Genomic DNA, 24,605 nt, shown 5'->3' with positions numbered 1-24,605 from the left:
TAATATTATTAACAAATTCCCCTTGACTTTGCAGTGCTATTAAAATAGAATTCGATCCATTAGTTGCATAATCAACTATTTAGGAGCTACTGTATGAATCGATGTGAATGCCCGACGCAAGAATCGTTAGGGTGTCTTACCAATCTCTCCGCTATGGCGGCACGCAACTTTCTCACCCGCCAGCTCGCGCTAAACGGTATCGATATGACCATCGAGCAGTTTAAAGTGATGGTGGTACTCTGGAAAGAGAAAAGTTCAACACAACAAAACATTGCCGATTTTGTCGGTAAAGATAAAACGTCAATTACCCGCCTCATCGCAGGTCTTGAAAAACGTTCCCTTATCCAAAGAGCGACAGCGTGTCAGGATAAGCGGTGCAACCTTGTCACCCTTACGCCCCAAGGAAGTGCCCTCGAAAAACCGACGATGGAAGTGTTAAAGCAAGCGAATGAATCCTTGCAAAGACACTTTAACCCCGAAGAACTTGCCATTACGTTACGCGTTTTAAAACAAATGTGCCTCATGCTTAATTACACACAAAAGGAATCCGAATGAACCGTATTGCTACGTTAACTTTATCTTCCGTTTTACTCCTTGCCCTCAGCGGATGCGAACGCCCCAAAGCCAAAGGGATGGAAAAACCGCCTGAGGGGCCGGTTCCTGTTACCACAACCCAAGCAAAAGTCGGCAATTTCCCTGCCATCTTGGAAGCAACAGGACAAACTCAAGCCTATAACACCGTACAAATCTACGCACGGGTGAGCGGATATCTCCAAAAACGTTCCTATACCGAGGGCTCATCCGTACAGAAAGGGGATACTTTATTCGTCATTGACCCGAGTGATTTGAAAAATTCTCTCTCCAGTGCCCAAGCCGCATACGATTTAGCTACTGCAAATCATACCAATGCCAAAGCAGCCCTAAACCGTATCAAACCACTCGCATCCGCTAATGCCGCAAGTGCCCAAGACCTTGACACCGCAACGGCAAACGAACGCAATAGTGCAGCAGCCCTAGCAGGAGCGAAAGCCGTACTGGAGCAAGCAAAACTCAACCTCAGCTATACCACGATCAAAGCTCCCCTCAGCGGATTTGTTGACCGTTCAAAAGTGGATGTCGGTACCTACGTTACCGCCGGAGCTAACGGACTCCTCACAACGATGTTTCAAAGCGATCCGATTTATGTCAATTTTACCTTCAGTGAAAACCAAAAACTTGCCCGTCAAAATGCCATCGCAAGCGGAAAACTCACTAGCCCAAAAGATGGAAAATATACCATTGAACTTATCCTTAGTGACGGTTCAACGTTAGAGCGCAAAGGCTCCATCGATTTCATCGCACCGTTTATCGACTCAACAACCGGAAATATTACCTACCGTGCGCTACTGGAAAACAGCGACCACAAACTCCTCCCGGGGCAGTTTGTACGGGTGAGGGTAAAAGGGATGGAGTGGACTAATACCCTCTATGTTCCTCAAAAAACAGTGATGACGGGAGATAAAGGAAAATTCGTATACGTCGTGGAAGCGAACAATACCGTCTCTCCCCGTCCTGTCACGACAAGTGAATGGATCGATGGAAACATCATCATAGAAAGCGGTATTACGACAGAGGATAAAATCGCGACAGACGGTCTTCCTAAACTCAGACCCGGCTCTCAAGTCATTCCTGAGAGTAAAAAATAATGTTTAGCAAATTTTTTATTAATCGGCCGGTTCTCTCCGCCGTTATCGGTATTATCATCATGCTGCTGGGGTTTGCGGCGATTAAAACCCTCCCCATCTCGCAACTCCCTAACCTTACGCCGCCGACCGTCGTCGTCACCGCCAAATACCCGGGTGCCGATGCCGAAACGATTGCTAACAACATCCTCACCCCTCTCGAATCACAGATTGCGGGAGCCGATGGATTGATGTATATGTCTTCCAAAGCTGCCGCACTGCCGGGAAGCGGAACCATTACATGTACCTTTAATATCGGCGTCAATCAAGATATGGCGGCCGTAGAAGTTCAAAACCGAATCAACTCTGTTTTGGCGCAACTTCCGCAAACAACGCGCGATCTTGGGGTAACGGTCGAGAAAAAGACCTCCGATATCCTTCTTATCGTTGCGATCACCTCCCCCGATGGGAGCTATGATGCGACGCAGATCAGCAACTACATCTCTTCTAATCTCCTCGATGAAGTGAAAAAAATCCCCGGTGCGGGACGGGCACAGATTTTCGGTCAGCGCGATTACGCAATGCGTGTCTGGCTCAATCCTGATAAGATGGCCTCACTCGGTGTCAGTTCGACTGAAATAGCCGCAGCGATCCGAGATCAAAATCTCCAAGTCTCTCCGGGTCGTTTAGGACAAGCACCTACCAATGATGCACAAATGTGGACGATGCAGCTCACCTCCAAAGGGCGTTTCTCAACAGCCGAAGAGTTCCAAAACATTATCGTCCGCTCAAAACCTGACGGCTCTATAATCCGTTTACGCGACGTTGCACGTGTCGAACTCGGAAGCCAAAACTACGAATTTTTCGGACGGGTCAACGGAAAACCGGCTGCGATGATCGGTATTTTTGCCGATACCAATGCCAATGCGCTCGATACCTCTGCCGCCGTCGCCGCAAAAATGGAGAAACTCTCCCATAAATTTCCAAAAGGGATCGAGTACAATATCCCCTACGATACCACCGATTTCGTCAAGATCTCCATCGAAGAGGTTGTTTCTACCCTCTTAGAGGCAATCATTCTCGTCAGTTTGGTTATCTACCTCTTTTTGCAAAGTACCCGCGCGGCGATGATTCCGATCCTCTCGATCCCGATCTCTCTGACGGGTGCCTTTATCGGTATGTACTTGCTCGGCTACTCGATCAATACCCTCACCCTCTTTGGTCTCGTTCTCGCCATCGGGATTGTCGTCGATGACGCCATTGTCGTTGTTGAGAATATGGAGAGGATATTGCAGAGTGAAAAGCTCTCTCCGCGAGAAGCCGCCATCAAAGCGATGACTCAAATCTCGGGTCCCGTTGTCGCAATCGTTCTCGTCATGTGTGCCGTTTTCATCCCCGCCACCTTTATGGGAGGGATGACGGGACAGCTGTACAAGCAGTTTGCCGCCACCATTGCCATCTCCGTTGTCTTTTCAGGCTTTATGGCACTCACGTTTGCTCCCGCTATCGGTGCGTTGATCCTTAAAAAGCATACCGAAGAGCCTGCCGCATTCTTCCGCTGGTTTAACCGTATGTTCGCCAAAATGACCGAAGGGTATGTTCGCCGTTCAGCCTATATGATCCGCCGTTCCTTGATCTTTTTGGTGATCTACCTCTCCACCTACGGTTTTATCGCCTTTTTCCACAAAACACTCCCAAGTGCATTCCTCCCTATGGAAGATCAGGGGTATTTCATCACCAGTATTAACCTCCCCGAAGGTGCTACCGCAAACCGTACCCTCGAAGTGGTAAAAGAGGTTGAAAAGATACTGGAGAAACAAGAAGGGGTTTACAAATTTACCGCTATTACGGGACTGAACGTCCTTACCTTTTCCCAAGAACCGAATTCTGCCGTCATCTTTACCCGTCTCAAATCTTGGGATGAGCGAACGACTAAAGAGCTCAAAATATTCGGTATTCTCGACTCCCTAGGACCGAAACTCGGCAGTATCAAAGAGGCAAAAGTATTTGCTATGCCTCCCCCTCCGATTCGGGGGATGGGAGCCTCCGATATGTTCAGTCTGAAACTTTTACAGCCGGGAAGTAATGATTATCAGCAGCATGCGGCAACAACCAATGCTTTCATCGGTGAACTCAAAAATGAACCGAGCATCAAAAACCCTTTTAGCACGATGAATATCAACAATCCGACTTTATCGGTCGAAGTGGATCGTGAAAAAGCCAAAATGATGGGGCTCTCCATCAGTGATGTGTATCAAACTCTCCAAGCAACCATCGGAACGATGTACGTCAATCAGTTCGATAAAAACGGGAAAACCTACTGGGTTCAAATGCAATCGGACGCCCCTTTCCGCTCTACTCCCGAAGATATAGGACGTGCATGGGTTCGATCCTCCGGCGGGCAGCTCGTACCGCTTTCGAGTGTTGTAACGGTCAAAATGTCCAGCGCCCCTTCCTCTATCGAACACTTTAACGGTGTTTTGAGTACGACGATTATGGGCTCTCCGGCTGCGGGATACAGTTCAGGGGATATTATTAAAACAATCGAAAATGCGGGAGACACCGTCTTGCCATCCACCGCAAGCTACGATTGGGACGGATTGTACCTCCAAGAGAAACTGGTCGGTTCTAAAGCTCTCTTTATCATCGCCTTTGCCCTCGTGATGGTGTATCTCATTTTAGCGGCACTGTATGAGCGCTGGACATTACCGATATCGATTATGCTTGCCGTTCCGTATGGAATTATGGGAGCCTACGCGATCGTATGGGTTATTCCGTTTCTCAACAACAACGTCTTTTTCCAAATCGGATTGCTCACCCTCATCGCCCTCTCCGCCAAAAATGCAATTTTGGTGGTCGAATTCGCCGAAGAGCAGCGCCAAATGGGGAAAAATATTTACGATGCGACGATGGAAGCAGCACGGTTGCGTTACCGTCCGATGATGATGACCTCATTCGCATTCCTCGCGGGTATGCTCCCCCTTATCTTTAGCTCCGGTGCCGGTGCTATGGGACGGTTCTCTATCGGGATAGCAATGTTTGGAGGGATGCTGGCCGCAACGTTTATCGAACGTTACTTTATTCCATTCCTCTACTACTGGGTCGCTACGGCTCAGGAAAAATTTGCCTCTTCTAAAGGAGTCGATCATGAATAACACAACCTTTAGTTTCACTCTTCTTTGCACCCTCGTTTTAGGGGGATGCGCCATCGGCCCTGATTACGTCCGTCCGGATGTGAATACGCCTGAAACCTTTCTTCATACTGATGAAAATAGAACAACTCAGCGGAATGTCGATACTCAATGGTGGAAAAACTTCAAGGATACCTCTTTGAATCGTGCCATTGAAGAGGCGCAAACCTCCAATTACGACCTTCAAGCCTCCCGTGCTTCCGTCGATGCACTCTTAGGACAATTCGATCAAGCTAAATCGTATCTTTATCCTCAAATCAACGCTAACGGATCTTTGACTCGTAAAGGGGTCGATAATGCCTCTAGCGGCGGTAATCAACTGCGTGAGGGGGTAACCTCTACGTATGCGGGATCTTTGTCGTTAGCCAGCTATGAAATCGATCTCTTTGGAAAAGTTCGCCGTGCCAATGAATCTGCACGCGCCGCACTTCTCTCCAGTGAATACGCGGCACAAACACTCAAACTATCCACGGCTTCAAGCGTTGCCGCATCGTACTTTAAACTCTCCTCCCTTCAAGGGCAAATTGATTTGGCAAAAAAGAACGTTGAACTGAGTGATGAAATCGTAAAACTCAATGAGATAAAATACAAACACGGTGTTATCGCCGAAACCATTTTATTACAATCCATCTCCGAAATTCAAAATGCTAAAGCGACCCTCTCACAGCTAGAAGCTTCTAAAATTGCGGAAGAGTCAACCTTTAACCTTCTCCTAGGGCGTAATCCGACCCACGTTAGTACTTCATCACTTACCGCTATTGTGCTTCCTGAAGTCCCTTCAGCCCTCCCCTCTAGCCTTTTAAGCAAACGTCCTGACATCGCAGCGGCAGAACAAAACCTTATTGCCGCCAATGCCCGAATCGGTGTTGCCCGCGCTGCTTATTTTCCCAGTATCAAACTAACGGGGATGTTAGGAGTGCAAAGTCTGGAATTAAACAACTTTGTCTCCAATCCGGCACGCATTTGGGAAATTGCCCCCTCTATCAGTGTTCCCCTTTTCTCTGCAGGGCGAATTGCCGGCGAAATTAAAACGGCTGAAGCCGATCGAAACCAAACGCTGGCTCTTTATAAAAAGAGCATTGTTAGCGCTTTTAACGACACCGATAACGCCATCGGACAAACAACCAAAGCAAAAGAACAACTGAGCTATCAGCGTGCACGCACAGAAGCGATACACAAAGCATTGGAACAAAGTATATTACGCTATCAGGTAGGAACCATCAGTTACAGTGATATGCTTCTCGTTCAACAGCAGTGGATACAAGCTTCTCAACAGCACCTGATTGCCAAACAAAATGCTCTGATTACTACGCTCTCTCTCTATAAAGCATTAGGGGGAGGATGGTCAGATGAGCAAACGCCACCCCTTCCTGATCTTCTTCCATCAGGGCGATAACCGCATATAGTACTACTATCGGATACGACGATAGTAGTTTAATCCACTTCTTTAAATGCCTCCGAAAAGACAATCAACAGTAAATAGGGTCTAAAAAAAGGTAAAAAATGCAAATTTTTACCTTTGTTTGTCACTGATCTACCCTTTTTTCATACCAAATTGATAAAGATTTGATACCTCTTAAAGCCCTATTTTAGGGCTTTAGTAAAAATATTTATAAAATTACTCCGAAATACTTGACAAGTATAGGGGGAGTAGTGGTATACTTCCGCCATATTTTTTTAAGGAGCCTTACCATGTTGAAAGTTATCACTGCTTTGTTACTTGCTGCTATGTTCATCGGATGTAGCGAATCTGCTACTACAGAAGCACCTGCTGCTACTGAAGAAGTTGCACCAGTTGCTGAAGAAGCTGCAGCACCAGTTGCTGAAGAAGCTAACGTTACTGTTGAAGAAAACGTTACTGCTGCTCAGTAAGTTTCGACTTATTCCTAATTTCGCACTTCGGTGCGAGATTTTTCCTCTTTCTCTTTTTTTAAAATAAAATCAAACTAACTTATCATACACTGTCCTAATCTAAACTAGGAGTGTTCTTTTATGAAAACCTTTATTCCCCTTATCTGTTCCCTCTTTCTAATCGGATGCAGTGAATCAACTTCAGAACAAATACCTTCATCCGCTGAACCCAAAACCGCTGTCGAAGCAAATACGTCAACTCCTGAGCAAAAAGCTCCCGTAACAGAAACTGCTACAGCTCTTCCTGAAACATCAGATGATGGCGGTACCTTATTCACTCAGAAATGTGCTTCATGTCATGGAGCTAAAGGAGAAAAATCGGCATTGGGGAAATCGGCTGTTATTGCTGAGTTTAGTGAACAGCAAGTGAAAGATGCTCTTAGAGGGTACCAAACGGGCACCTACGGCAAAGAGATGAAAGGATTAATGCAAGGACAGGCAAAAGCCCTTAACGATGCTCAGATCGATGCTCTGGCTAAATTTATTTCGGCACTTTAACCTTCACTTTTAGGTAGCGCAAATTTCTGCGTTACCAACTCCCCCTCTTCATTGAAAAAGAGATAGTAAAGTTTGTCTTTTTTCACATTTAGCCCTGCCAGATAGCGTAATGCTAAATTAGCTTGCAATGAAGCAATATGCATGACGATAGGTGCCGCAATGCCTGCAGGTGTCTTTTGGGTAATTTTAAAAAGTTCATTAAAAGAGGCCTCTTCAAAAAAGCAAACTTGCCCGTTAAACGCTTCCACCGATCCATAGACCCATGGTAATCCTTTCGATTTAGCGTACGTATTGATAGCTCCCCGAGAGGGTAAATTATCCGTTGCATCAATGATCAGATCAACGTCAATATTCTTTTCAGCAAACTCTTCAAATCGGCATACATGCGGATAGCTTTTAACGTACGGACAACGCTCTTCAATCAATTGAGCAGCAATGTCAGCTTTAAATTTCCCTTCATCCCCCATCTTAAAAGCGATTTGACGATGAATGTTATGCAAACTCACCGTATCAAAATCGATCATATGGATCTCACCGATTCCCGATGCACCCAGAGCGAACGCTAAGGATGATCCAAGCCCTCCGCTTCCAATAACGGCTATCTTCTTTGATTGCAGGAGATGTTGCGTCTCTTCCCCCCACAACTGGACCTGACGGTGAAAATAGTGCATCATCTTTTCTCCTTTGATATTTGCTTTAGCTTACCATCGTTTTGGTAAATAATACCCTTATTCTGACTATGACACTAGGGTTTGAATCTCTTCAAAGGGGAGTACAATAATAAAACGGGCGCCTCCAAGAATATTTTCAACCCAAATTTGCCCTCTAAAACTCTCTTCGATAATATATTTGGACATGTGAAGCCCCAACCCGCTTCCGTGCTCATGATCTTTAGTCGTAAAATAAATATCAAATACTTTTTCTATGATATCTGGAGCAATCCCTCCGGCATTGTCCTCAACACTGATTTTGATCCCCTTCTCAACCTCTTCTACACGGATCGAAATTTTTCCATCGGTAATTCTCTGCTCAAGAATAGCATCATGGGCATTTTTTATCAAATTCATCAAAACCTGTATCATCTCATTTTTGGCAATATTGACTTTAAGTATCGTTGATACGTCGAGGTACGTTTTAATTTTTGCGTATTTTAGAAATACATCACTAAGCTTCAAGGCTTCTGCTGCTAATTCACCCAGATCCTCAAATGATTTTGATTTATCGGTTTTATAAAAATTACGAAAATCGTCAATTGTTTTAGAGAGGTATTGAAGATGTTCGTCTATCCGTTCATGACTCTCCTCAAACGCCTTCGCATCACATTTACCAAGCTTCTGCTTCACATACATGTCCTGATTAATCAACGCCAGGGTATGAAGCGGCTGACGCCATTGATGCGCTATTTGCTCAATCATCTCCCCCATGGCCGCGAGTCTGGATTGCTGGACAAACAAACGGTCTTTTAAGCGTGCTTCGTTTAATGCACTCTCTACTTTGTCTCTAAGGGTATCATTGAGATGATTCAATTTTTCAATGTACTCACGCTGCAGCAGATAGACCCGATCCGCTAACGCAAGAGAGAGGAAAATCATCTCAATTGCCGATCCGATTTGCTGAACATTGTTAATCCCGTAAAAACTGGGGATAAGATCAAATTTATTAAAAGCAAAAATGATTGTGGCAATCAAAAAGGAACTCCATCCGGCTACATAAAAACGGGCAGCCCGATATTCATGACGCATCACTCTCAAACCCGCTATCAACAATACGACAGGCAAAATAGAAGCCAAAGCTGCATTGAAAGGGATCATTTGCGCATAATGGAGAAACAATGAAGCAATACTCATAAAAATACTCAGAAACATCATAATAATAATGGCTTTATCAACCTTCGGAGCATAGATCGGGGTATTCAAAAAGTATCGGCTGAAATAGAGGGCGCAAAAAGCGGTAAAGGGGATAAACGCGCTCGATCCATGTTCTATAAACCAGTAATTATCGCCCCAAATGTATTTAATCCCCAATCCGTCAAATGAAAGTTGCCATAAAATAAATGAGACAAGAAATAAAATGTATCGAAGATAATTTTTGTCCATCGTGTAGATAAATAACACCGCGTTATAGAGAAGAACAATAAAAAAAATCCCGTAGTATACTCCTACGAAAAAATTGCTTTGTTCCAATTCTTGCATCAAATTCTCTGAACAGAAAATAGAGATCGGAAGCTGCATCGAACTTTGCGTTTTTACACGAAGGTACAATGTTGAGTCACTACTATTATAAAGTGGAAGTTCTGAAATGAAATAGTGTGAACCGATATCACGGGAGTTAAAGGGTTGAGAGGTCCCCATTTTCTGATGTTTAATAAGCAGAGTGTCCGATTGAAGAAGATACATATCTACAGACTCTAAAAGAGGATAATCAATTTTCATCCACCAATGCGTATCTTTAGAAGACGAAGTGAGCAAATTGATTTTAAACCAGTATACTGATTGTGTAAATCCGAAATTAACACGTCTTTCTTTGGTATAGGGGGTGAACGGTTCCCTTTTTACTTGCTCTAGGGTTAAGGTTCCCTGAACATCTTCAAAATAGGATATTGACTGCTCAACGGGAGTTGAAACCCCTTTTTGGAGCGTCAATGCAGATCCTTGCAGCGCGAATGCAAAAAAGAAAAAAAGAAAAAATAGTTTTTTCAATCTAACTTCGCTTGCGCAACGCCTCTTTAAACCCCCACCCTTTACGTGATTCTGTGAGACTTTTTCGATCAAGATCAACAATTAACAGCTCTTCGGTATTGCCAAGGTCTGCTTCGATCTCCCCATCCGGAGAGACGACCATTGAATCACCGTAAAACTTCCACGCATGTTTATCATCACAATACTCTCCGACACGGTTAGCACGGAGAATATAACAGTTGTGGGTAAACGCTCTGGTTTTAATCAATTCTCTCCATCGGTTATGCGATTCAAACGTTGAAGCGCTCGGAACCAATACCGCATCAACCATTTTAGAGCTTACAGCTCCCCACATAGGATCAAAATGGGTCTCATATCCACCCATTACGGCAAATTTAAATCCTCCGCACGCAAAAATCATCGGAGGTTTTATCGGCTGAACAGGATTATTAAAAAACTTCTCTTCATTCCAATGAGGGTAATTAATCAATAATTGCTGTGGATAATAGGTGACACTGCGGGCGTTGACTTTCGCAATCATTTTCGTACACTCTTTCTTTTTCACCGTCACGATAGGGGCAACAAAGGTAAGGTCGTATTTGAGAGCCAGCGATTTGAGCGTTTCAATTTGATGGGCACTTTGTTCGGCGATCATACTAACAGGGGTTTGGATCAGTTCTTTAAAAAACGGGTTCAGGAGATATTCTCCCATCAAGACTAGTTTTACCCCTTTTTGATTCGCAACACGAGCATAACTTTCGAGTTTATTACTCCCCATACCGATGGAAGGGAGTTGGAGTATGGCAACACGCATTATTGCTCCTGATTTTTGATGATTTGTATCTGTAATTGTGCATTTTGAAGCATGGTTTCGGCATTTTTAAGCTCTTTCATCCCCTCTTCATACGCTTTGACACTCTCATTCATCGGCAATGCAGGATCCATTAATTTTTCTAAAATTGCCTTGGCATTGGTTATCTTCGTCTCAAAACTCTCTTCCGTGCTCATAGTGCCTCCCGAACGTAATTTTCAATTTTATCAATTTCTACTAAAAACGCGTCATGTCCGTAATCACTTGTAACTTCAAGGTAATCGCTGTTCGTTTTCCCTAATGCCCTCATTGCGGTATGGATACTCTCCATCTCGCTTGGGAGAAAAAGGATGTCTTTTTCAAATCCGACCAGATAGAGTTCCGCATTGATTTTCCCCAATGCCTCTTCGAGCGAATCAAACCCTCGTGAGAGATCGTAGATGTTGATCGCTTTCGTGATGTAAAGATAGGAAAGTGGATCAAACCACTTCGTAAAGTTATAGCCGTTGTATTCCAGATAGGACTCAACCTGAAATTTTCCGAATAACTCATATAAGCCGTCGGTTCGTTTATACTCACGACCGAATTTTTTGGTCATTGACTGATGGGACAAAAAGCTGATATGTCCCGCCATACGTCCGATTGCCATACCGCTAAGTCCATTTTCACGGATAACTTCAGGATCATAATAGCCGTTTTTAAATTCGGGATCTTTAAGAATCGCCTCTTGTGCTACTTTATTAAATGCAATCGCCCACGGCTGGGTTGCCGCCGTTGTTGCCATAGCTATAATTTTTTTTGCAAAATTAGGAAAAAACACACCGAAAGCTAATGCTTGCATTCCCCCCATCGACCCGCCGATGATGGCATGGACTTGATGAATACCCAAACGATCGAACAATATCCGCTGTGCTTTCACCATATCAAGGATCGTAATGACGGGAAATTTATAACGGTAGGGTTCCTGATAGGGATAGCGCATCGACATAGGGCCGCTACTGCCAAAGCAACTCCCGAGAACGTTTGTACAGATCACGAAAAATTTGTCGGTATCGACCGCTTTTCCCTGACCTATGAGTCCATCCCACCAACCGCTTTTATTATCCCCCTCATACGTACCGGCCGCATGATGAGAGCCCGTGAGGGCATGACAAATCACGATCACATTGTCCCGTGCTTCGTTAAGCTCACCGTATGTTTCATAGATGATGTCATACGGTTCTAAGATACGCCCGCTCTCCAGATAGAGCGGATTGGTAAAATGTTCACTTTTGATTTGCAGATTTAACATGGAACCCTTTACGCGCCGAATGCCTGAGCCAAATCATCGATCAAATCGCTCGATGCTTCAAGCCCGATACTAAGACGGATAAGTCCTGATGGGACACCACATGCCACCAATTCCTCATTGGAAAGTTGTTGATGCGTTGTCGATGCCGGATGAGTAATAATCGATTTTGAATCTCCGATGTTAACAACAAGAGAAAAGAGTTTGGTCGCGTCAACAATCTGTTTCGCTTTCTCAAAACTCTCTACTTCAAAACTGAGCAATCCGCTGGACATACCGTTCTCAAAATAGCGTTGTGCATTGGCATAATTGCTATTACTTTTTAATCCCGGATAGTTCACTTTTTTAACCATCGGATGCGACTCTAAAAACTCTGCAACTATTTGTGCGTTACGAGAGTGCTCCCGCATACGAAGAGAGAGAGTTTCAATCCCCTGAATAAAAAGCCATGAATTAAACGGGGATACCACCGCTCCCAAATCACGTAAAAGCGATAAGCGAGCACGTAGTGTAAACAACGGCAACGGCACATCGACATAGACCAGACCGTGATAACTCTCATCCGCCTCATTAAACTGAGGGTAACGAGCGTTTCCTTTGATAAAATCAACCAAACCGTGGCGTTCCACCATAATGCCACCGATTGCAAGCCCTTGCCCAGTCGTATATTTACTGGCACTGTGAACAACGACATCAACGCCGTGCTCTAAGGGGCGGCACAACACCGGAGTCGCTACCGTATTATCGACAATAGTAAGAATTCCGTGTTTTTTAGCGATAACCGTGATTGCCTCAATATCGGCTACATCAATACTCGGATTGGTCAATGTTTCAAAAAAGATAACTTTCGTTTTATCATCGATCAACGCTTCAATTTCGCTCGGATTTTGAACGTTAAAAAAGCGTGCCTGAATTCCAAAACGTTTTAGCGTATACGACGCTTGGGTCAATGTTCCGCCGTAGAGCTGGCGTGCGCAAATGATATTATCTCCTGCTTCGGCAGCATTGGCAATAGCGTAAAAAATAGAGGCCATACCGCTTGCGCCTGCCAAACCGCCTGCGCCCCCCTCAAGCTGCGCAAAACGTTTTTCAAATACGTCGGTTGTCGGGTTGTTTAAGCGGGTATAGATATTCCCCAACTCTTTAAGGGCAAACAAATTTGCCGCATGTTCGACGTCACGAAACTCGTAAGCAGTCGTTTGATAAATAGGAACAGCCATCGTACTTTGAGAATCTTTGTCGTATCCTGCATGAAGCGCTTCAGTTTGAAGTTGCATAATCATCCTTTACATTGTTTTGTAAATTATTGTATCGTGATTTCTCAGTTTTTCCCAAGTATCTCTACAAATTTAGTAGGGATTGCTCCCTCTAACTCTTCATACGTAGATTATACGTGGTAATTCGGCGCTTCCTGCGTGATAATAACATCATGGACATGAGACTCTTTAAGCCCTGCACTGGTGATCTCAACAAACTCTGCCTTATCCCAGAACGCTTCGATGCTCTCAGAGCCGCAGTATCCCATAGATGAACGTAGTCCCCCCATCATTTGGTGCACGACTGCCGCAATGCTTCCGCGAAACGGTACACGCCCTTCAATCCCCTCAGGGACAAGTTTGTCCGCAGCCGTCCCTTCTTGGAAATAACGGTCGGTTGACCCTTTCGTCATAGCACCGATTGAGCCCATACCACGGTATGATTTGTATTGACGCCCTTGGTACATGATGGTGTCACCCGGTGACTCTTCGGTTCCTGCGAGGAGTGATCCCGCCATAATAACGCTCGCACCTACGGCGAGGGCTTTTGCAATGTCACCTGAATAGCGAATACCGCCATCAGCAATGATCGGTACACCGTGAGCTCGTCCAACTGCGGCACACTCATCGATAGCCGAGATTTGAGGAACACCGACACCGGCTACGATACGGGTTGTACAGATCGATCCCGGTCCGATACCGACTTTTACCCCATCAGCTCCCGCTTCGATCAATGCCAGTGTCGCTTCACCCGTTGCAACATTTCCGGCGATAACATCGACTACCATCTCTTTTTTAATTGCTATTACCGTATCCAAAATCCCTTTGGAGTGGCCGTGAGCCGAATCCAAAACTAATACATCGACACCTGCATCGACAAGTGCGCGTGCACGGTCAAGTTGTCCGACACCGATCGCCGCACCGACGCGAAGACGGCCGAAATCATCTTTATTCGCATGAGGGTATTCGATACGTTTTTTGATATCCTTGATCGTTACCAACCCTTTTAGTAATCCGTTATCATCGATAATCGGAAGCTTCTCGATTTTATTGACGTGCATCATTTGCTCAGCATCCGCCAATGTTATCCCAGCTTTTGCCGTAATAAGGGGCATAGGAGTCATCGCGTCAATTGCTAACTTCGATAAATCTTTTTCAAAACGCATATCGCGGTTGGTCAAAATACCTAATAATTTGTTATGGGTATCTACCACAGGGACACCCGAAATTTTAAACTCATTCATCAATGCTTCCGCATCTTCGAGAGTAGCATCCGGATGAACATAAATCGGATCAATGATGATTCCACTTTCCGATTTTTTTACTTTTTTAATCTGTTTGACTTGCGTTTCGATATCCATATTTTTATGGATAATCCCGATACCGCCCAAATGTGCCATAGCAATCGCCGCACGGTATTCGGTAACCGTATCCATCGCCGCAGAGACCATCGGGATATTGAGAGGGATATTACGGGTCAACATCGTTTTCAAACTCACCTCTTTCGGGAGAACCTCAGAGTATTTTGGAATGAGCAATACATCTTCAAAAGTGAGGGCGCGTTTACGAATATTCATGAGGTTATCCTTGTAATTGAGTTTCGAGGCTCAAAGCCCCGTTGAAAAGTGTTTGCTCCGCATACGGAGCAGCTATGAGTTGAAGACCTACCGGCATGCCACTATCGCTGGTATCTACCGGTATTGAGATCGCGGGAAGTCCCGCGAGGTTGACCGAAATCGTATAAATATCGCTTAAATACATCTCAAGCGGATCGCTTAAGCTACCAAACTCGTACGCGGTACGGGGAGCTACCGGAGTTAAAATAAGATCAACTTCTTCGAAAATCTTATTATACTCCTCTTGGATCAATGAGCGTACTTTTTGGGCTTTCACATAATAAGCATCGTAATAACCTGATGAGAGGACGAAATTACCCAGCATAATACGGCGTTGCACTTCGGCACCGAACCCTTTCGAGCGGGTTTGTAAAAAGGTATCTTTGAGGTTATCACCCTCTACACGGTTTCCATAGCGGATACCGTCATAGCGGGCGAGATTAGTTGTCGCTTCAGCGGTAGCCGTGATATAGTACGCTGAAATATCGTATTTCGGGTCCATCAAGCTTTTCTCGACGATGGTATGTCCCGCGTTTTTAAGGGCTTCTATCGCTTTTGCGTACGCTTTTCGAACATCTTCAGAGGCATCTTTAACATAATCAGGGACAATGGCAACAGTGAGCTTAACGTTTGCGTTAAGTTTATCACTTACAGTGCCGTCATTGCGCTCTGCCGAGGTTGAATCTTTCGGATCATGACCTTGAATAATGTCATACAAAATCGCCGCATCTTCGACATTTTGCGTCATCGGTCCGATCTGATCGAGTGAACTCGCATAGGCACCCAAACCGTAACGGCTGACACGTCCGTAGGTAGGTTTCATACCGACGATACCGCAAAAGGCAGCCGGTTGACGGATCGATCCACCCGTATCGCTTCCAAGAGCCGCTACGGCAAGCCCTGCCGCCACTGCCGCTGCCGAACCGCCTGAGCTTCCTCCCGGAACACAGTTATGATTGAGAGGATTGAGGGTTTTACCGTAGCAACTGCTCTCGGTTGTTGAGCCCATCGCAAACTCATCCATATTGGTACGTCCAAACGGTGACATATTCGCACGCAACAATTTTTCGATAACGGTCGCATTGTAGGGAGCAATATACCCTTTGAGAATATTAGAACCCGATGTTACAGACCATCCGTTGACTTGGATGTTGTCTTTAATCGCGATCGGAATCCCCTCACCGACATTTAGAACATCAATATACGCATTCAATTCAGGATTGGCGGCAATTTTGGCTTTCAACTCTTCTTTGAGTGAGCTTAGTTCATCTTTCGAGAGCTTTAATGCCTCTTTGAGTGTTATCATACACTTTCCTTTCTACGTTTTGCTTGTTTTACCATCGCAATCCCTGCGGCAATTACGACAAAAATTACCCCGACTGTTTCAGCAATAAAACTCATCGGAACGGGTTGTGTGACATCGATCATACCGCAACTACCTGCGCACAACGCGGACACAATGATTCTTCGTCTTCGCTGTGATATTTCCAACAACGTGGACATTTTGCTTTGGATGCAAGGGCAATATTGAATGTATCCCCCTCGATCTCAAACGTCCCTAAAATATCTTTCAGTTCACAGGCACACCATTTAGAGATGACCAGATACTCTTCGATATCCGCTTTTTTCATTGCTTTGGCAGACTCTGAGCTGGTAGAGATAACGAGTTCAAGGGTATTTTTAATCACCTTCTCTTTTTTCAATCCGTCCACGATCTCATTGAACTTTTCACGGATCACTTTCATCGTTGCGTCATCCCAGCTGCTCTCAACCGCTTCAATAGAAGCATACGTTACATCGAAAATATCGTTTGCTTCTCCCTTTAAAATAGAGGGAGCATTTTCGAAAATCTCATCGGCGGTATAGGTCAAAATCGGAGCGATAAGACCCAACATCGATTTAGCGATGATCGCCATAGCACTTTGAGTCGAGCGGCGCTCGCTTGAGTTGGCCCCATCACAGTACATACGGTCTTTGGTGATATCGATATAAACACCGCTGAGTTCATTCACGATGAAATAATTCAGTCCGCTCATCCCGTGAACGAAGTTGTACTCCCCGAACAAACGGTGTGTTTCATCAAACACCTCTTTGGCTTTTGCCACGATCCATTTATCGATCTCACCCATTTCACTGTAGGGAACGATAGCGTCCAGTCCATCAAGATTAGCGAGCATAATACGGAAGGTATTACGTAGTTTACGGTATTGATCTGCTGTTTGTTTGAGGATATTGCCGGAGATTTTCAGATCTCCCTGATAATCGCTCATCGCTACCCACAGACGCAAAATTTCACTTCCGTACTCTTTGAGCACCGATTCAGGGGCGACGACGTTCCCTTTGGATTTCGACATCTTCTCACCCTTCTCATCAACGGTGAATCCGTGAGTGAGAAGCGCTTTGTACGGAGCGATATGTTCCACTGCCGTACTCAAAAAGAGTGAGGATTGGAACCATCCGCGATGCTGATCAGATCCTTCGATGTATAAATCGGCAGGATACTCTCCCGCATCGTAGTTACGGGATTTAAGCACCGCATTCCACGTCGAACCGCTGTCAAACCAAACGTCGAGAATGTCGGAAACTTTTTCAAGTTCGTCCGCTTTGTATCCCGATCCCGGATAAAGAAGCTCTTCGATGCTCATCGAATACCACGCATCGGTGCTGTGCATCTCGAAAATCATCGCGATAAAGTTGAGCACTTTCTCATCGAGGATGACTTCACCCGTTGCCTTAACGCGGAAAAATGCGATAGGCACTCCCCAATCACGCTGACGGGAAATACACCAGTCCGGTCGGTTCTCGACCATTGAACCCAAACGGTTACGTCCGCTCTCAGGATAAAACGCCGTTTTAGCTACTTCGGCCTGAGCGATTTCGCGAAGTGTTTTTGTTTCACCCTCTGGGATTCCATCGACGCTGATAAACCACTGCTTCGTCGCACGATAAATCAATGGAGTATGGCTTCTCCAGCAATGCGGATAGGAGTGACGAAATTTAGACACTTTAAGCGCTTTGTCACCAAGTAATTCGATAATCGGTTCATTGCATTTAAAGATGTGTTTACCGACGAACTCTTCAGGGTTCGGAAGGAGTTTTTCACGGACGACGGTGTTATCATAACATCCCGTCTCATCAACCGGCATCACCACTTCGAGGTTATAACGAAGACCGATACGGTAGTCGTCTTCCCCGTGCCCAGGTGCGGTATGAACACATCCCGAACCGTTCTCCATCAAAACGTGCTCACCCAAAACCAAGTGTGAACCACGACCGTTGAGAGGGTTAATCGCATAGAGGTTTTCGAACTTTTTAGCTTCGATTTTTTGAACGACGGTGCCGTTAAAAATACCCTCTTCAATCATCGACTCATAGCGTTTTTCAGCCACGATATAACCGTCTGATGTTCGAACATAGATTTCATCAGGGTTAAGAGATATCCCCGTATTGGCAGGCAATGTCCACGGTGTCGTCGTCCAGATGACGATGGCGGCATTCCCCTCGATCCCTGCACGCACCTTTGCTTCATCGCTCAGTTCAAACGCGACATAGATAGAGTAGTCCTCTTTGTCTTCGTATTCGACTTCCGCTTCAGCTAACGCGGTGCGCTCCGCCCAACTCCAATAGACCGGTTTTGAACGCTCGATCAAAAGCCCTTTTTTCGCCACGGCGCAAAGGGTGCGGTAGATATTCGCTTCAAACTTGGAATCCATCGTCAAATACGGATTATCCCAATCAGCGATAACACCGAGCTTTTTAAACTCTGAGCGCTGAATATCGACAAATTCTGACGCGTGATCGCGGCACATTTGACGGACTTCTGCGGTGCTAAGAAGCTCTTTTTTCTGTTTTCCGCCCAGTTTTTTCTCTACTTGCTGCTCGATAGGTAGCCCGTGACAATCCCAACCGGGAGTAAAGCGAACCGATTTACCGTTGAAATAGTGATATTTAACAATAATATCTTTAAGAACTTTATTGAGAGCATGACCGATATGGGTGTGACCGTTGGCATACGGAGGACCGTCATGCAGCGTAAAACTCTCTGAGCCTTTTCGATTGGCCTTCATTTTGCCGTAAACATCGTTTGCAATCCACGCAGCATACCGTGTAGGCTCGTTTTGAACCAAATTTCCACGCATCGGAAATTCAGTCTGAGGTAGAAGGAGGGTCTCTTTATAATCCATCTGTTACCTTATAGAAAAAGTGGTGCATTATATCTTTTAGGTGATTAAAATTTGCTGTCACTGTGCTATACTATCCCAATTTTATACTCAGGAAAACCATGAAACGTGATGTTATTTTCGTAGGTAATCGGCTGATTTTGAATGAAGCGTATGAGCGTTATATCCTCCGAAGTATCAAAAACCGTCTTGCGTCGATCGATTCCATCAACTATTTTGAAGAGTCGGATAAAGGACTTTTCTTACACTTAGAAACTCTTTTAAAAAACGAATCCAAGCTCATCATCATCACAACAAAAAATACCTTTACGATTGTGGGAAAACTCCTCAGTACCGTTACCGCCGACAATCAAATTTTAAAAGAGCAGATGCTTATCCCATCCCGCGCCAGTATCTTAGAGAACGGCAGCTATCTCCTCACCCATAACAGCTCTGAGATCAACGTTATTTTAGCAACGGAGGGGAAAATGCTCCCCCCGATTCTTATCGATGATGAGTCGCGTCTTGCCACTATCCACCTCTTTAATGAAGAACTCCTCAGTGCCCAAACGCTCCTTGAGCCTTTAGCCCAAAACTTCGATGTAAAACTCGAATTCAGTGAATTGATAGAGGGGTGGCTCAAAATTCGTATCCATACCCGACGTCATGGGAATCTTTCACAGTTTATTGCATCTGCTCGCGGTTTAATGCATCATAAAGTCATTGCGGCTACCAATATCGGCGCGTTCATTATTGAGAAGCTCGCTCACCACCATAAAAAAATCTCGTTTGCCGAAAGTTGTAGCGGCGGTTCCCTCGCCCATTTTTTCACCTCCCAAAGCGGTGCTTCCGCTATTTTCGACGGTTCACTCATTACCTACTCTAATACGCTTAAAGCCAACTGGCTGGCAGTCGATGATGACGCGATTGAACAGCACGGTGCCGTAAGCGCCGAAGTTGTCTTAGAGATGTCCGAGGGGGCTATGAATGTCAGTTTTTCTGATTATGCAATGGCTATCAGCGGTGTTGCAGGACCTACCGGCGGCACGGATGCCAAGCCGGTGGGAACCGTCTACATCAGTGCAAGGTCAAAAACGTCTGTCCATACGGAACGTTTTCATTTCGAAGGGGATCGTAACTACATCCAAGAGCAAAGTGTACTGATGGCCGTTAAAATGCTGCTCAATAGTGACAAAGAATTGTTTTTTACCTAAATCGTTCTTTTTCCTTGACAAAACGACATCTTTCCCCTATAATTTCGCCCTCACAATCGTCCAGTTTTGATGATTGAAGAGGTCCCGTTAGCTCAGCTGGTAGAGCATTTCACTTTTAATGAAGGGGTCGATGGTTCGAATCCATCACGGGACACCATATTGTTGATTTCAGTGACCCTTTCGTCTAGTGGCCAAGGACACTATCACTTCATGGTAGGAACAGAGGTTCAAATCCTTTAGGGGTCGCCACTTGTTTCAAAAATGTTATTTGATTTTACAAATGAGATGATTTTCATCTTAATTTGGGAGTTTAGCTCAGTTGGTAGAGCGCTACCCTTACAAGGTAGATGTCACAAGTTCGAGTCTTGTAATTCCCACCATAATTTTTGGCTGCAGCGGTAGTTCAGTTGGTTAGAATGCCTGCCTGTCACGCAGGAGGTCGCGGGTTCGAGTCCCGTCCGCTGCGCCACCTTTACCTCTTCACTTACTACACAATCAAAAAAATATTCTTTCTCACTATCTGTGTTATCATACAGCTATGAAATTAAAACTTTCTCTTTTTCTTCTCTATATAACCATTTGGTTTTATTTAGCAATTAACCCGTGGTATCGTGATGATTGGTTCCTTGAAAACATCCTCGTATTTGCCGCTTTACCACTCTTAATCTGGAGTGATCGCCGTTTTAATTTTTCAAACAAAAGTGTTTGGATGCTCTTTCTTTTTTTTGTTTTACATGCCATCGGCGCACATTACACCTACAGCGAAATGCCGTTTTTTTCTCCCATCACCGATTATTTCGGATTTGAGAGGAACCATTACGACCGTTTAATTCATTTTTTATTTGCCTTTTTACTCTTTTTACCGTTTTATGAACTTTTTTCTTCTTTTCAGCGACTCAAACCGATTGCTTTGTATGGTACCGTTCTTTTTCTAATTGCGGTTTCAGGGGTGTATGAAGTACTCGAATGGGCAGTGACCGAAGCAACCCATGCAGAGCTGGGGACTGCTTTTTTAGGAATGCAGGGAGATCCGTGGGATCCTCAAAAAGATATGGCGGCCACCTATATCGGAATATTACTGTTCCTCTTGCTATGGAAGCGTATTAGGCGGCTCTAAATCAGATTTTGTATGCTACGCTCCCTTTGGGATGTTCATACCAGCCCGGATCGCTATAATCGCCTTTAGGTTGATTACGACGTACTTTCACGAGGGTAAACATTCCCCCCATCTCAATCGGGCCGAACGGTCCGCGTCCGGTCATCATCGGCAAAGTATTTTCCGGTAGTTTCATCCCCATTTCCACCATATCCTGCATCTCCGCCATCCCGTTTTTTCCCATCGGCATATACATATAATCGGGCATTAAATCGCTGATTTTTTCGGTCAAATCATCTTGCTTGACTCCGAGCATATTCGGAACGCTGTGCCCCATAGGTCCCATCGTATGATGTGATTTATGGCAATGCAGCGACCAATCCCCCTCTTCAGTGGCGACAAATTCAAAAGCTCTCACCTGCCCCACTCCGATATCAATGGTGACTTCAGGCCAACGTGCCCCTTTTGGAACCCATCCGCCGTCGGTGCACGTCACCTCAAACGGATGCCCGTGCATATGAATCGGATGGTTTGTCATTGTCAAATTTCCAACACGGATACGGACACGATCCCCAACCCGCACATTCATGGAGTCAATCCCCGGAAAAACACGGCTGTTAAAGCTCCAGATATTGAACTCGGTCATGGTTGAAGGGTTTGGGGTATACGTCCCCGGTGCTACGTCGTAGCTGGCGAGAAGAAAACAAAAATCCCGATCTACTTTATGCTCTTTCGGGGTTTTTGGGTGAACGATAAACATCCCCATACACCCCATCGCCATCTGCACCATCTCATCGGCATGAGGGTGATACATAAACGTCCCGCTTTGGCGGAGGGTAAATTCATATACATACGTTTCACCCGGAGCGATCTGTACCTGCGTTAATCCCCCTACCCCATCCATCCCGTTAGGGAGGATAAGACCGTGCCAATGGATCGTCGTATGTTCGCTAAGGCGGTTCGTTACAATCAGCCGCACACGATCTCCCTCCACCGCTTCGATCGTAGGTCCCGGAGAGGTACCGTTGTATCCCCAACAGTTCACCACCATTCCGGGGGCAAACTCACGAACCACCGGTTCAGCAATAATACGAAACTCTTTCACCCCCTCTTTCATTTCATACGGAAGGCTCCACCCGTTGAGGGTTACGACGGGATTATAATTTTTTCCCTCTTTTGAGGTAATGATCGTAGCAGGTGAGAGAACCTTTTTCGGATTTTTTACAAGGGTGAGCTGACGCTTTATCCCTTCATGGGCACCATGGTCATGCTCGGAGGCTTTGAGATTGGAACTCAGGGCTGCGGATGCGATCAATGCCGCACCCAAACCTAAAAAATCGCGTCTATCCTGTCCCATTAAAGTTTCCCCCCTATCGTATATTCCAAATCGGCTTGTGCCCTCTTATACTCTCCCAACGCATCAAGCGCTTCCATTTTTGCTTCACCTGCACGTCGCTGATCTTCCAGCAACTCATAAATACCGTCTAACATACCGTTATAAAAGAGCTGTGTCTCTTCTAATATCTGCTGATTGGTTTTCACAATCACCTCATCGTATGAGTGTGCTATATCGTACGTATATCGAAGGTGTGCATACCCCTCGCGCACCTCTGATCGAACATTAACGGCCATTTCATAAAGGCGATGCACGCTTTGGTTGTAGATGGCCTGCGACTTGCTCACCCGAGCCTGTCCAAAATCAAAAAGCGGAAGTGGAAGTTTTATCCCAAACGTATTAAACCGCTTTTCACCCGTTGTTTTTTCACTCTCTATCGAGAGTTCCACTTCATCCAAAAGACGTGTGTTTTCGCTGTATCCTGCCTGCTTTGCGGCGTAATCGACCGATTTTATTGCACTGCGCATATCAAGACGGTTGCTAATTGCACGTTTTTCTAACCCGGGTTCCGAAACGGTAGGCTCACTACGCTCTTGAGGTTCTGAACTCAACGTATAATGAGTTTGTTCCCCATACACTCCTAAAATTTTATTCAAGGACTCCCGCGCCGTAGCATTTTCTCGTGCGAGCTTGATCGATTCGATACGAGCACGCTCATAGCTCTCTTGAATTTTGAGCATATCCCGTTTGGAGAGATTCCCGGCAGTATATTGGCGAACCGCCAGCTGAAGTGACGCTTCATGGGATTTTAGAATCGAACGATAAAGGGCTACTTTTTCCTCGGCTATTCGTGCCTCTATGTAGCTCTTCTTTGCATCTCTTGCACTGCGTAACACACTGTCCCCGACACTGAGCGTAGTCTCTTCGAGTGCCAATCCGCTAAGTTCACGCCGCAATGGGATCCAAAGAAGGTCTAAAAAGGCCACTTCCACACTGATCGTGGAGGTAGTTATACCGTTAGCGCGTCCGATACTGTAGCCCAAAAGAGGATTACGCATCAATCCCGCTTCCACCAACTCGCTCTGAGCAATCCCGATATTTTCATAGGTTTGCTGTAATGCGCGGTTATTTATCAACATAATCCGCACAGCATTCTCCTGTGTCAACGGCTCTGACAAAAGAACTCGCACACTCTCATCGACACTCGCCGATTCTTGAGGGGTTTTGATCCATTGAAGATTTTTGCTCCCCTGCTCCAGCGTAAGCTGATTGACCGAGTCAAACGCCTCTTTTTGAGAGATGACAGAACATCCCGAAAGGATGAACAATGCCGCTAACGAGGTACTAACGGTTTTCACTACCATTTCGCACCTCCATATCCCGTCGCATTTTGATCCTCTTTCTGTACACAACCCTCTTCGACAACATCAACGGAAGGGGCAGGAGGTGAGTAAACACTTTTCCCCTCCGTAGCATTCGGGGAAGAGGGAGAAATTTTTATCTCTTCGCCGCTTACACTCATCATCCCTATGAAAAATAAAATCAGAATACGACTCATTTCTTAATCTTTATGATGATATTTTTGCCCTCTTTTTGGACAAATTCGAAATCGACTTTATCCCCTACTTCCAACGGATGGGTCAGATCATGATCTATCACGTCAAATTCCATATTCATAGCAGGCCATTTAAGCTCTGGTATCGGATTATGGAAAATACGGATACTCTCATGATTTTGGGCTATGGACTTTACCGTTCCACTGGAATGGAACGTTTGTTCACTAATAGTTGATGAGGAAATATGATTTTGATGTTCATCCCCCATCCCCATTAGCGGCGATAGTGAAAAAACTGCCAAAACTGCAAGCGAAAAAATTTTCATTGAAACTC

General features: G+C 45.2%; 22 protein-coding genes and 4 tRNA genes. 12 read left to right on the top strand and 14 right to left on the bottom strand.

Features of this window, described 5'->3' with window-relative positions; all coding sequences use genetic code 11:
• Positions 1-93 precede the first annotated feature (93 nt).
• The 6 genes from Q8O20_RS11410 (at position 94) to Q8O20_RS11385 (ending at position 7,261) form a co-directional block, all read left to right on the top strand.
• Positions 94-555 carry a MarR family winged helix-turn-helix transcriptional regulator gene (locus Q8O20_RS11410; RefSeq protein ID WP_304740210.1) on the top strand — a complete coding sequence of 154 codons (462 nt, stop codon included), beginning with the start codon at positions 94-96 and terminating at the stop codon, positions 553-555.
• Positions 552-1,685 carry an efflux RND transporter periplasmic adaptor subunit gene (locus Q8O20_RS11405; protein WP_305531265.1) on the top strand — a complete coding sequence of 378 codons (1,134 nt, stop codon included), beginning with the start codon at positions 552-554 and terminating at the stop codon, positions 1,683-1,685. The genes Q8O20_RS11410 and Q8O20_RS11405 overlap by 4 nt, the downstream gene beginning before the upstream one ends.
• Entirely contained in the window at positions 1,685-4,816 is a 3,132-nt protein-coding gene (locus Q8O20_RS11400) for an efflux RND transporter permease subunit (RefSeq protein ID WP_305531264.1), read from the top strand. The genes Q8O20_RS11405 and Q8O20_RS11400 overlap by 1 nt, the downstream gene beginning before the upstream one ends.
• Positions 4,809-6,248 (top strand): efflux transporter outer membrane subunit, encoded by a 1,440-nt coding sequence (locus tag Q8O20_RS11395; protein ID WP_305531262.1) that lies wholly within the window; start codon positions 4,809-4,811, stop codon positions 6,246-6,248. Before Q8O20_RS11400 ends, Q8O20_RS11395 begins: the two co-directional genes overlap by 8 nt.
• A gap of 296 nt (positions 6,249-6,544) precedes the next feature.
• Complete coding sequence (locus Q8O20_RS11390) at positions 6,545-6,724, top strand: hypothetical protein (protein WP_304740006.1); 180 nt, start codon at positions 6,545-6,547, stop codon at positions 6,722-6,724.
• A gap of 120 nt (positions 6,725-6,844) precedes the next feature.
• Entirely contained in the window at positions 6,845-7,261 is a 417-nt protein-coding gene (locus tag Q8O20_RS11385) for a c-type cytochrome (protein ID WP_305531261.1), read from the top strand.
• On the opposite strand, the gene Q8O20_RS11380 is transcribed toward Q8O20_RS11385, so the two are convergent.
• The 10 genes from Q8O20_RS11380 to ileS all read right to left on the bottom strand — a co-directional run bounded on the left by Q8O20_RS11380 (position 7,258) and on the right by ileS (position 19,094).
• Complete coding sequence (locus Q8O20_RS11380; RefSeq protein WP_304740010.1) at positions 7,258-7,935, bottom strand: ThiF family adenylyltransferase; 678 nt, start codon at positions 7,933-7,935, stop codon at positions 7,258-7,260. The genes Q8O20_RS11385 and Q8O20_RS11380 overlap by 4 nt on opposite strands.
• A gap of 63 nt (positions 7,936-7,998) precedes the next feature.
• Positions 7,999-9,960 carry a sensor histidine kinase gene (locus tag Q8O20_RS11375; RefSeq protein WP_305531260.1) on the bottom strand — a complete coding sequence of 654 codons (1,962 nt, stop codon included), beginning with the start codon at positions 9,958-9,960 and terminating at the stop codon, positions 7,999-8,001.
• A 1-nt stretch (position 9,961) separates the two neighbouring features.
• A complete protein-coding gene (locus Q8O20_RS11370; protein WP_304740014.1) occupies positions 9,962-10,753 on the bottom strand; it encodes a carbon-nitrogen hydrolase family protein in 792 nt (263 codons plus the stop codon).
• Positions 10,753-10,947: an exodeoxyribonuclease VII small subunit gene (gene xseB, locus Q8O20_RS11365; protein ID WP_305531258.1), complete on the bottom strand. Its 195-nt coding sequence runs from the start codon at positions 10,945-10,947 to the stop codon at positions 10,753-10,755. The genes Q8O20_RS11370 and xseB overlap by 1 nt, the downstream gene beginning before the upstream one ends.
• Positions 10,944-12,041: a homoserine O-acetyltransferase gene (locus tag Q8O20_RS11360; RefSeq protein WP_304740018.1), complete on the bottom strand. Its 1,098-nt coding sequence runs from the start codon at positions 12,039-12,041 to the stop codon at positions 10,944-10,946. The genes xseB and Q8O20_RS11360 overlap by 4 nt, the downstream gene beginning before the upstream one ends.
• Before the next feature lie 8 nt (positions 12,042-12,049).
• Positions 12,050-13,315: an O-acetylhomoserine aminocarboxypropyltransferase/cysteine synthase family protein gene (locus Q8O20_RS11355; RefSeq protein ID WP_305531257.1), complete on the bottom strand. Its 1,266-nt coding sequence runs from the start codon at positions 13,313-13,315 to the stop codon at positions 12,050-12,052.
• Positions 13,316-13,425: 110 nt separating this feature from the next.
• A complete protein-coding gene (guaB, locus tag Q8O20_RS11350) occupies positions 13,426-14,871 on the bottom strand; it encodes an IMP dehydrogenase (protein ID WP_305531255.1) in 1,446 nt (481 codons plus the stop codon).
• A 4-nt stretch (positions 14,872-14,875) separates the two neighbouring features.
• Positions 14,876-16,216 (bottom strand): Asp-tRNA(Asn)/Glu-tRNA(Gln) amidotransferase subunit GatA, encoded by a 1,341-nt coding sequence (gene gatA / locus Q8O20_RS11345; protein ID WP_305531254.1) that lies wholly within the window; start codon positions 16,214-16,216, stop codon positions 14,876-14,878.
• Positions 16,213-16,338 carry a hypothetical protein gene (locus Q8O20_RS11340; RefSeq protein ID WP_305531253.1) on the bottom strand — a complete coding sequence of 42 codons (126 nt, stop codon included), beginning with the start codon at positions 16,336-16,338 and terminating at the stop codon, positions 16,213-16,215. Before Q8O20_RS11340 ends, gatA begins: the two co-directional genes overlap by 4 nt.
• Positions 16,335-19,094 (bottom strand): isoleucine--tRNA ligase, encoded by a 2,760-nt coding sequence (ileS, locus tag Q8O20_RS11335; RefSeq protein WP_305531251.1) that lies wholly within the window; start codon positions 19,092-19,094, stop codon positions 16,335-16,337. Before ileS ends, Q8O20_RS11340 begins: the two co-directional genes overlap by 4 nt.
• A gap of 98 nt (positions 19,095-19,192) precedes the next feature.
• Between ileS and Q8O20_RS11330 the strand changes: the two genes are divergently transcribed.
• From Q8O20_RS11330 to Q8O20_RS11305, 6 genes are all read left to right on the top strand, one after another.
• Positions 19,193-20,284: a CinA family protein gene (locus tag Q8O20_RS11330; protein ID WP_305531250.1), complete on the top strand. Its 1,092-nt coding sequence runs from the start codon at positions 19,193-19,195 to the stop codon at positions 20,282-20,284.
• Between the two features lie 81 nt (positions 20,285-20,365).
• Positions 20,366-20,441, top strand: a tRNA-Lys gene (locus Q8O20_RS11325).
• Positions 20,442-20,457: 16 nt separating this feature from the next.
• Positions 20,458-20,533 (top strand) — tRNA-Glu (locus tag Q8O20_RS11320).
• Between the two features lie 55 nt (positions 20,534-20,588).
• Positions 20,589-20,664, top strand: a tRNA-Val gene (locus Q8O20_RS11315).
• 12 nt (positions 20,665-20,676) lie between these two features.
• Positions 20,677-20,753, top strand: a tRNA-Asp gene (locus tag Q8O20_RS11310).
• Positions 20,754-20,822: 69 nt separating this feature from the next.
• Complete coding sequence (locus tag Q8O20_RS11305) at positions 20,823-21,401, top strand: DUF2238 domain-containing protein (protein WP_305531248.1); 579 nt, start codon at positions 20,823-20,825, stop codon at positions 21,399-21,401.
• Between the two features lies 1 nt (position 21,402).
• On the opposite strand, the gene Q8O20_RS11300 is transcribed toward Q8O20_RS11305, so the two are convergent.
• The 4 genes from Q8O20_RS11300 to Q8O20_RS11285 are packed head-to-tail and all read right to left on the bottom strand — an operon-like array spanning position 21,403 to position 24,597.
• Positions 21,403-22,737, bottom strand: coding sequence for a multicopper oxidase family protein (locus Q8O20_RS11300; RefSeq protein WP_305531247.1), 1,335 nt, complete (start codon positions 22,735-22,737; stop codon positions 21,403-21,405).
• Positions 22,737-24,080: a TolC family protein gene (locus tag Q8O20_RS11295; RefSeq protein ID WP_305531246.1), complete on the bottom strand. Its 1,344-nt coding sequence runs from the start codon at positions 24,078-24,080 to the stop codon at positions 22,737-22,739. Before Q8O20_RS11295 ends, Q8O20_RS11300 begins: the two co-directional genes overlap by 1 nt.
• Complete coding sequence (locus tag Q8O20_RS11290) at positions 24,074-24,274, bottom strand: hypothetical protein (protein WP_305531245.1); 201 nt, start codon at positions 24,272-24,274, stop codon at positions 24,074-24,076. The genes Q8O20_RS11295 and Q8O20_RS11290 overlap by 7 nt, the downstream gene beginning before the upstream one ends.
• Positions 24,271-24,597: a copper-binding protein gene (locus Q8O20_RS11285; protein ID WP_304739245.1), complete on the bottom strand. Its 327-nt coding sequence runs from the start codon at positions 24,595-24,597 to the stop codon at positions 24,271-24,273. Before Q8O20_RS11285 ends, Q8O20_RS11290 begins: the two co-directional genes overlap by 4 nt.
• Positions 24,598-24,605 lie beyond the last annotated feature (8 nt).

This window comes from Sulfuricurvum sp. (assembly GCF_030691015.1).
Lineage (GTDB): Bacteria > Campylobacterota > Campylobacteria > Campylobacterales > Sulfurimonadaceae > Sulfuricurvum.
This window is presented reverse-complemented; position numbering and strand designations above follow the sequence as displayed.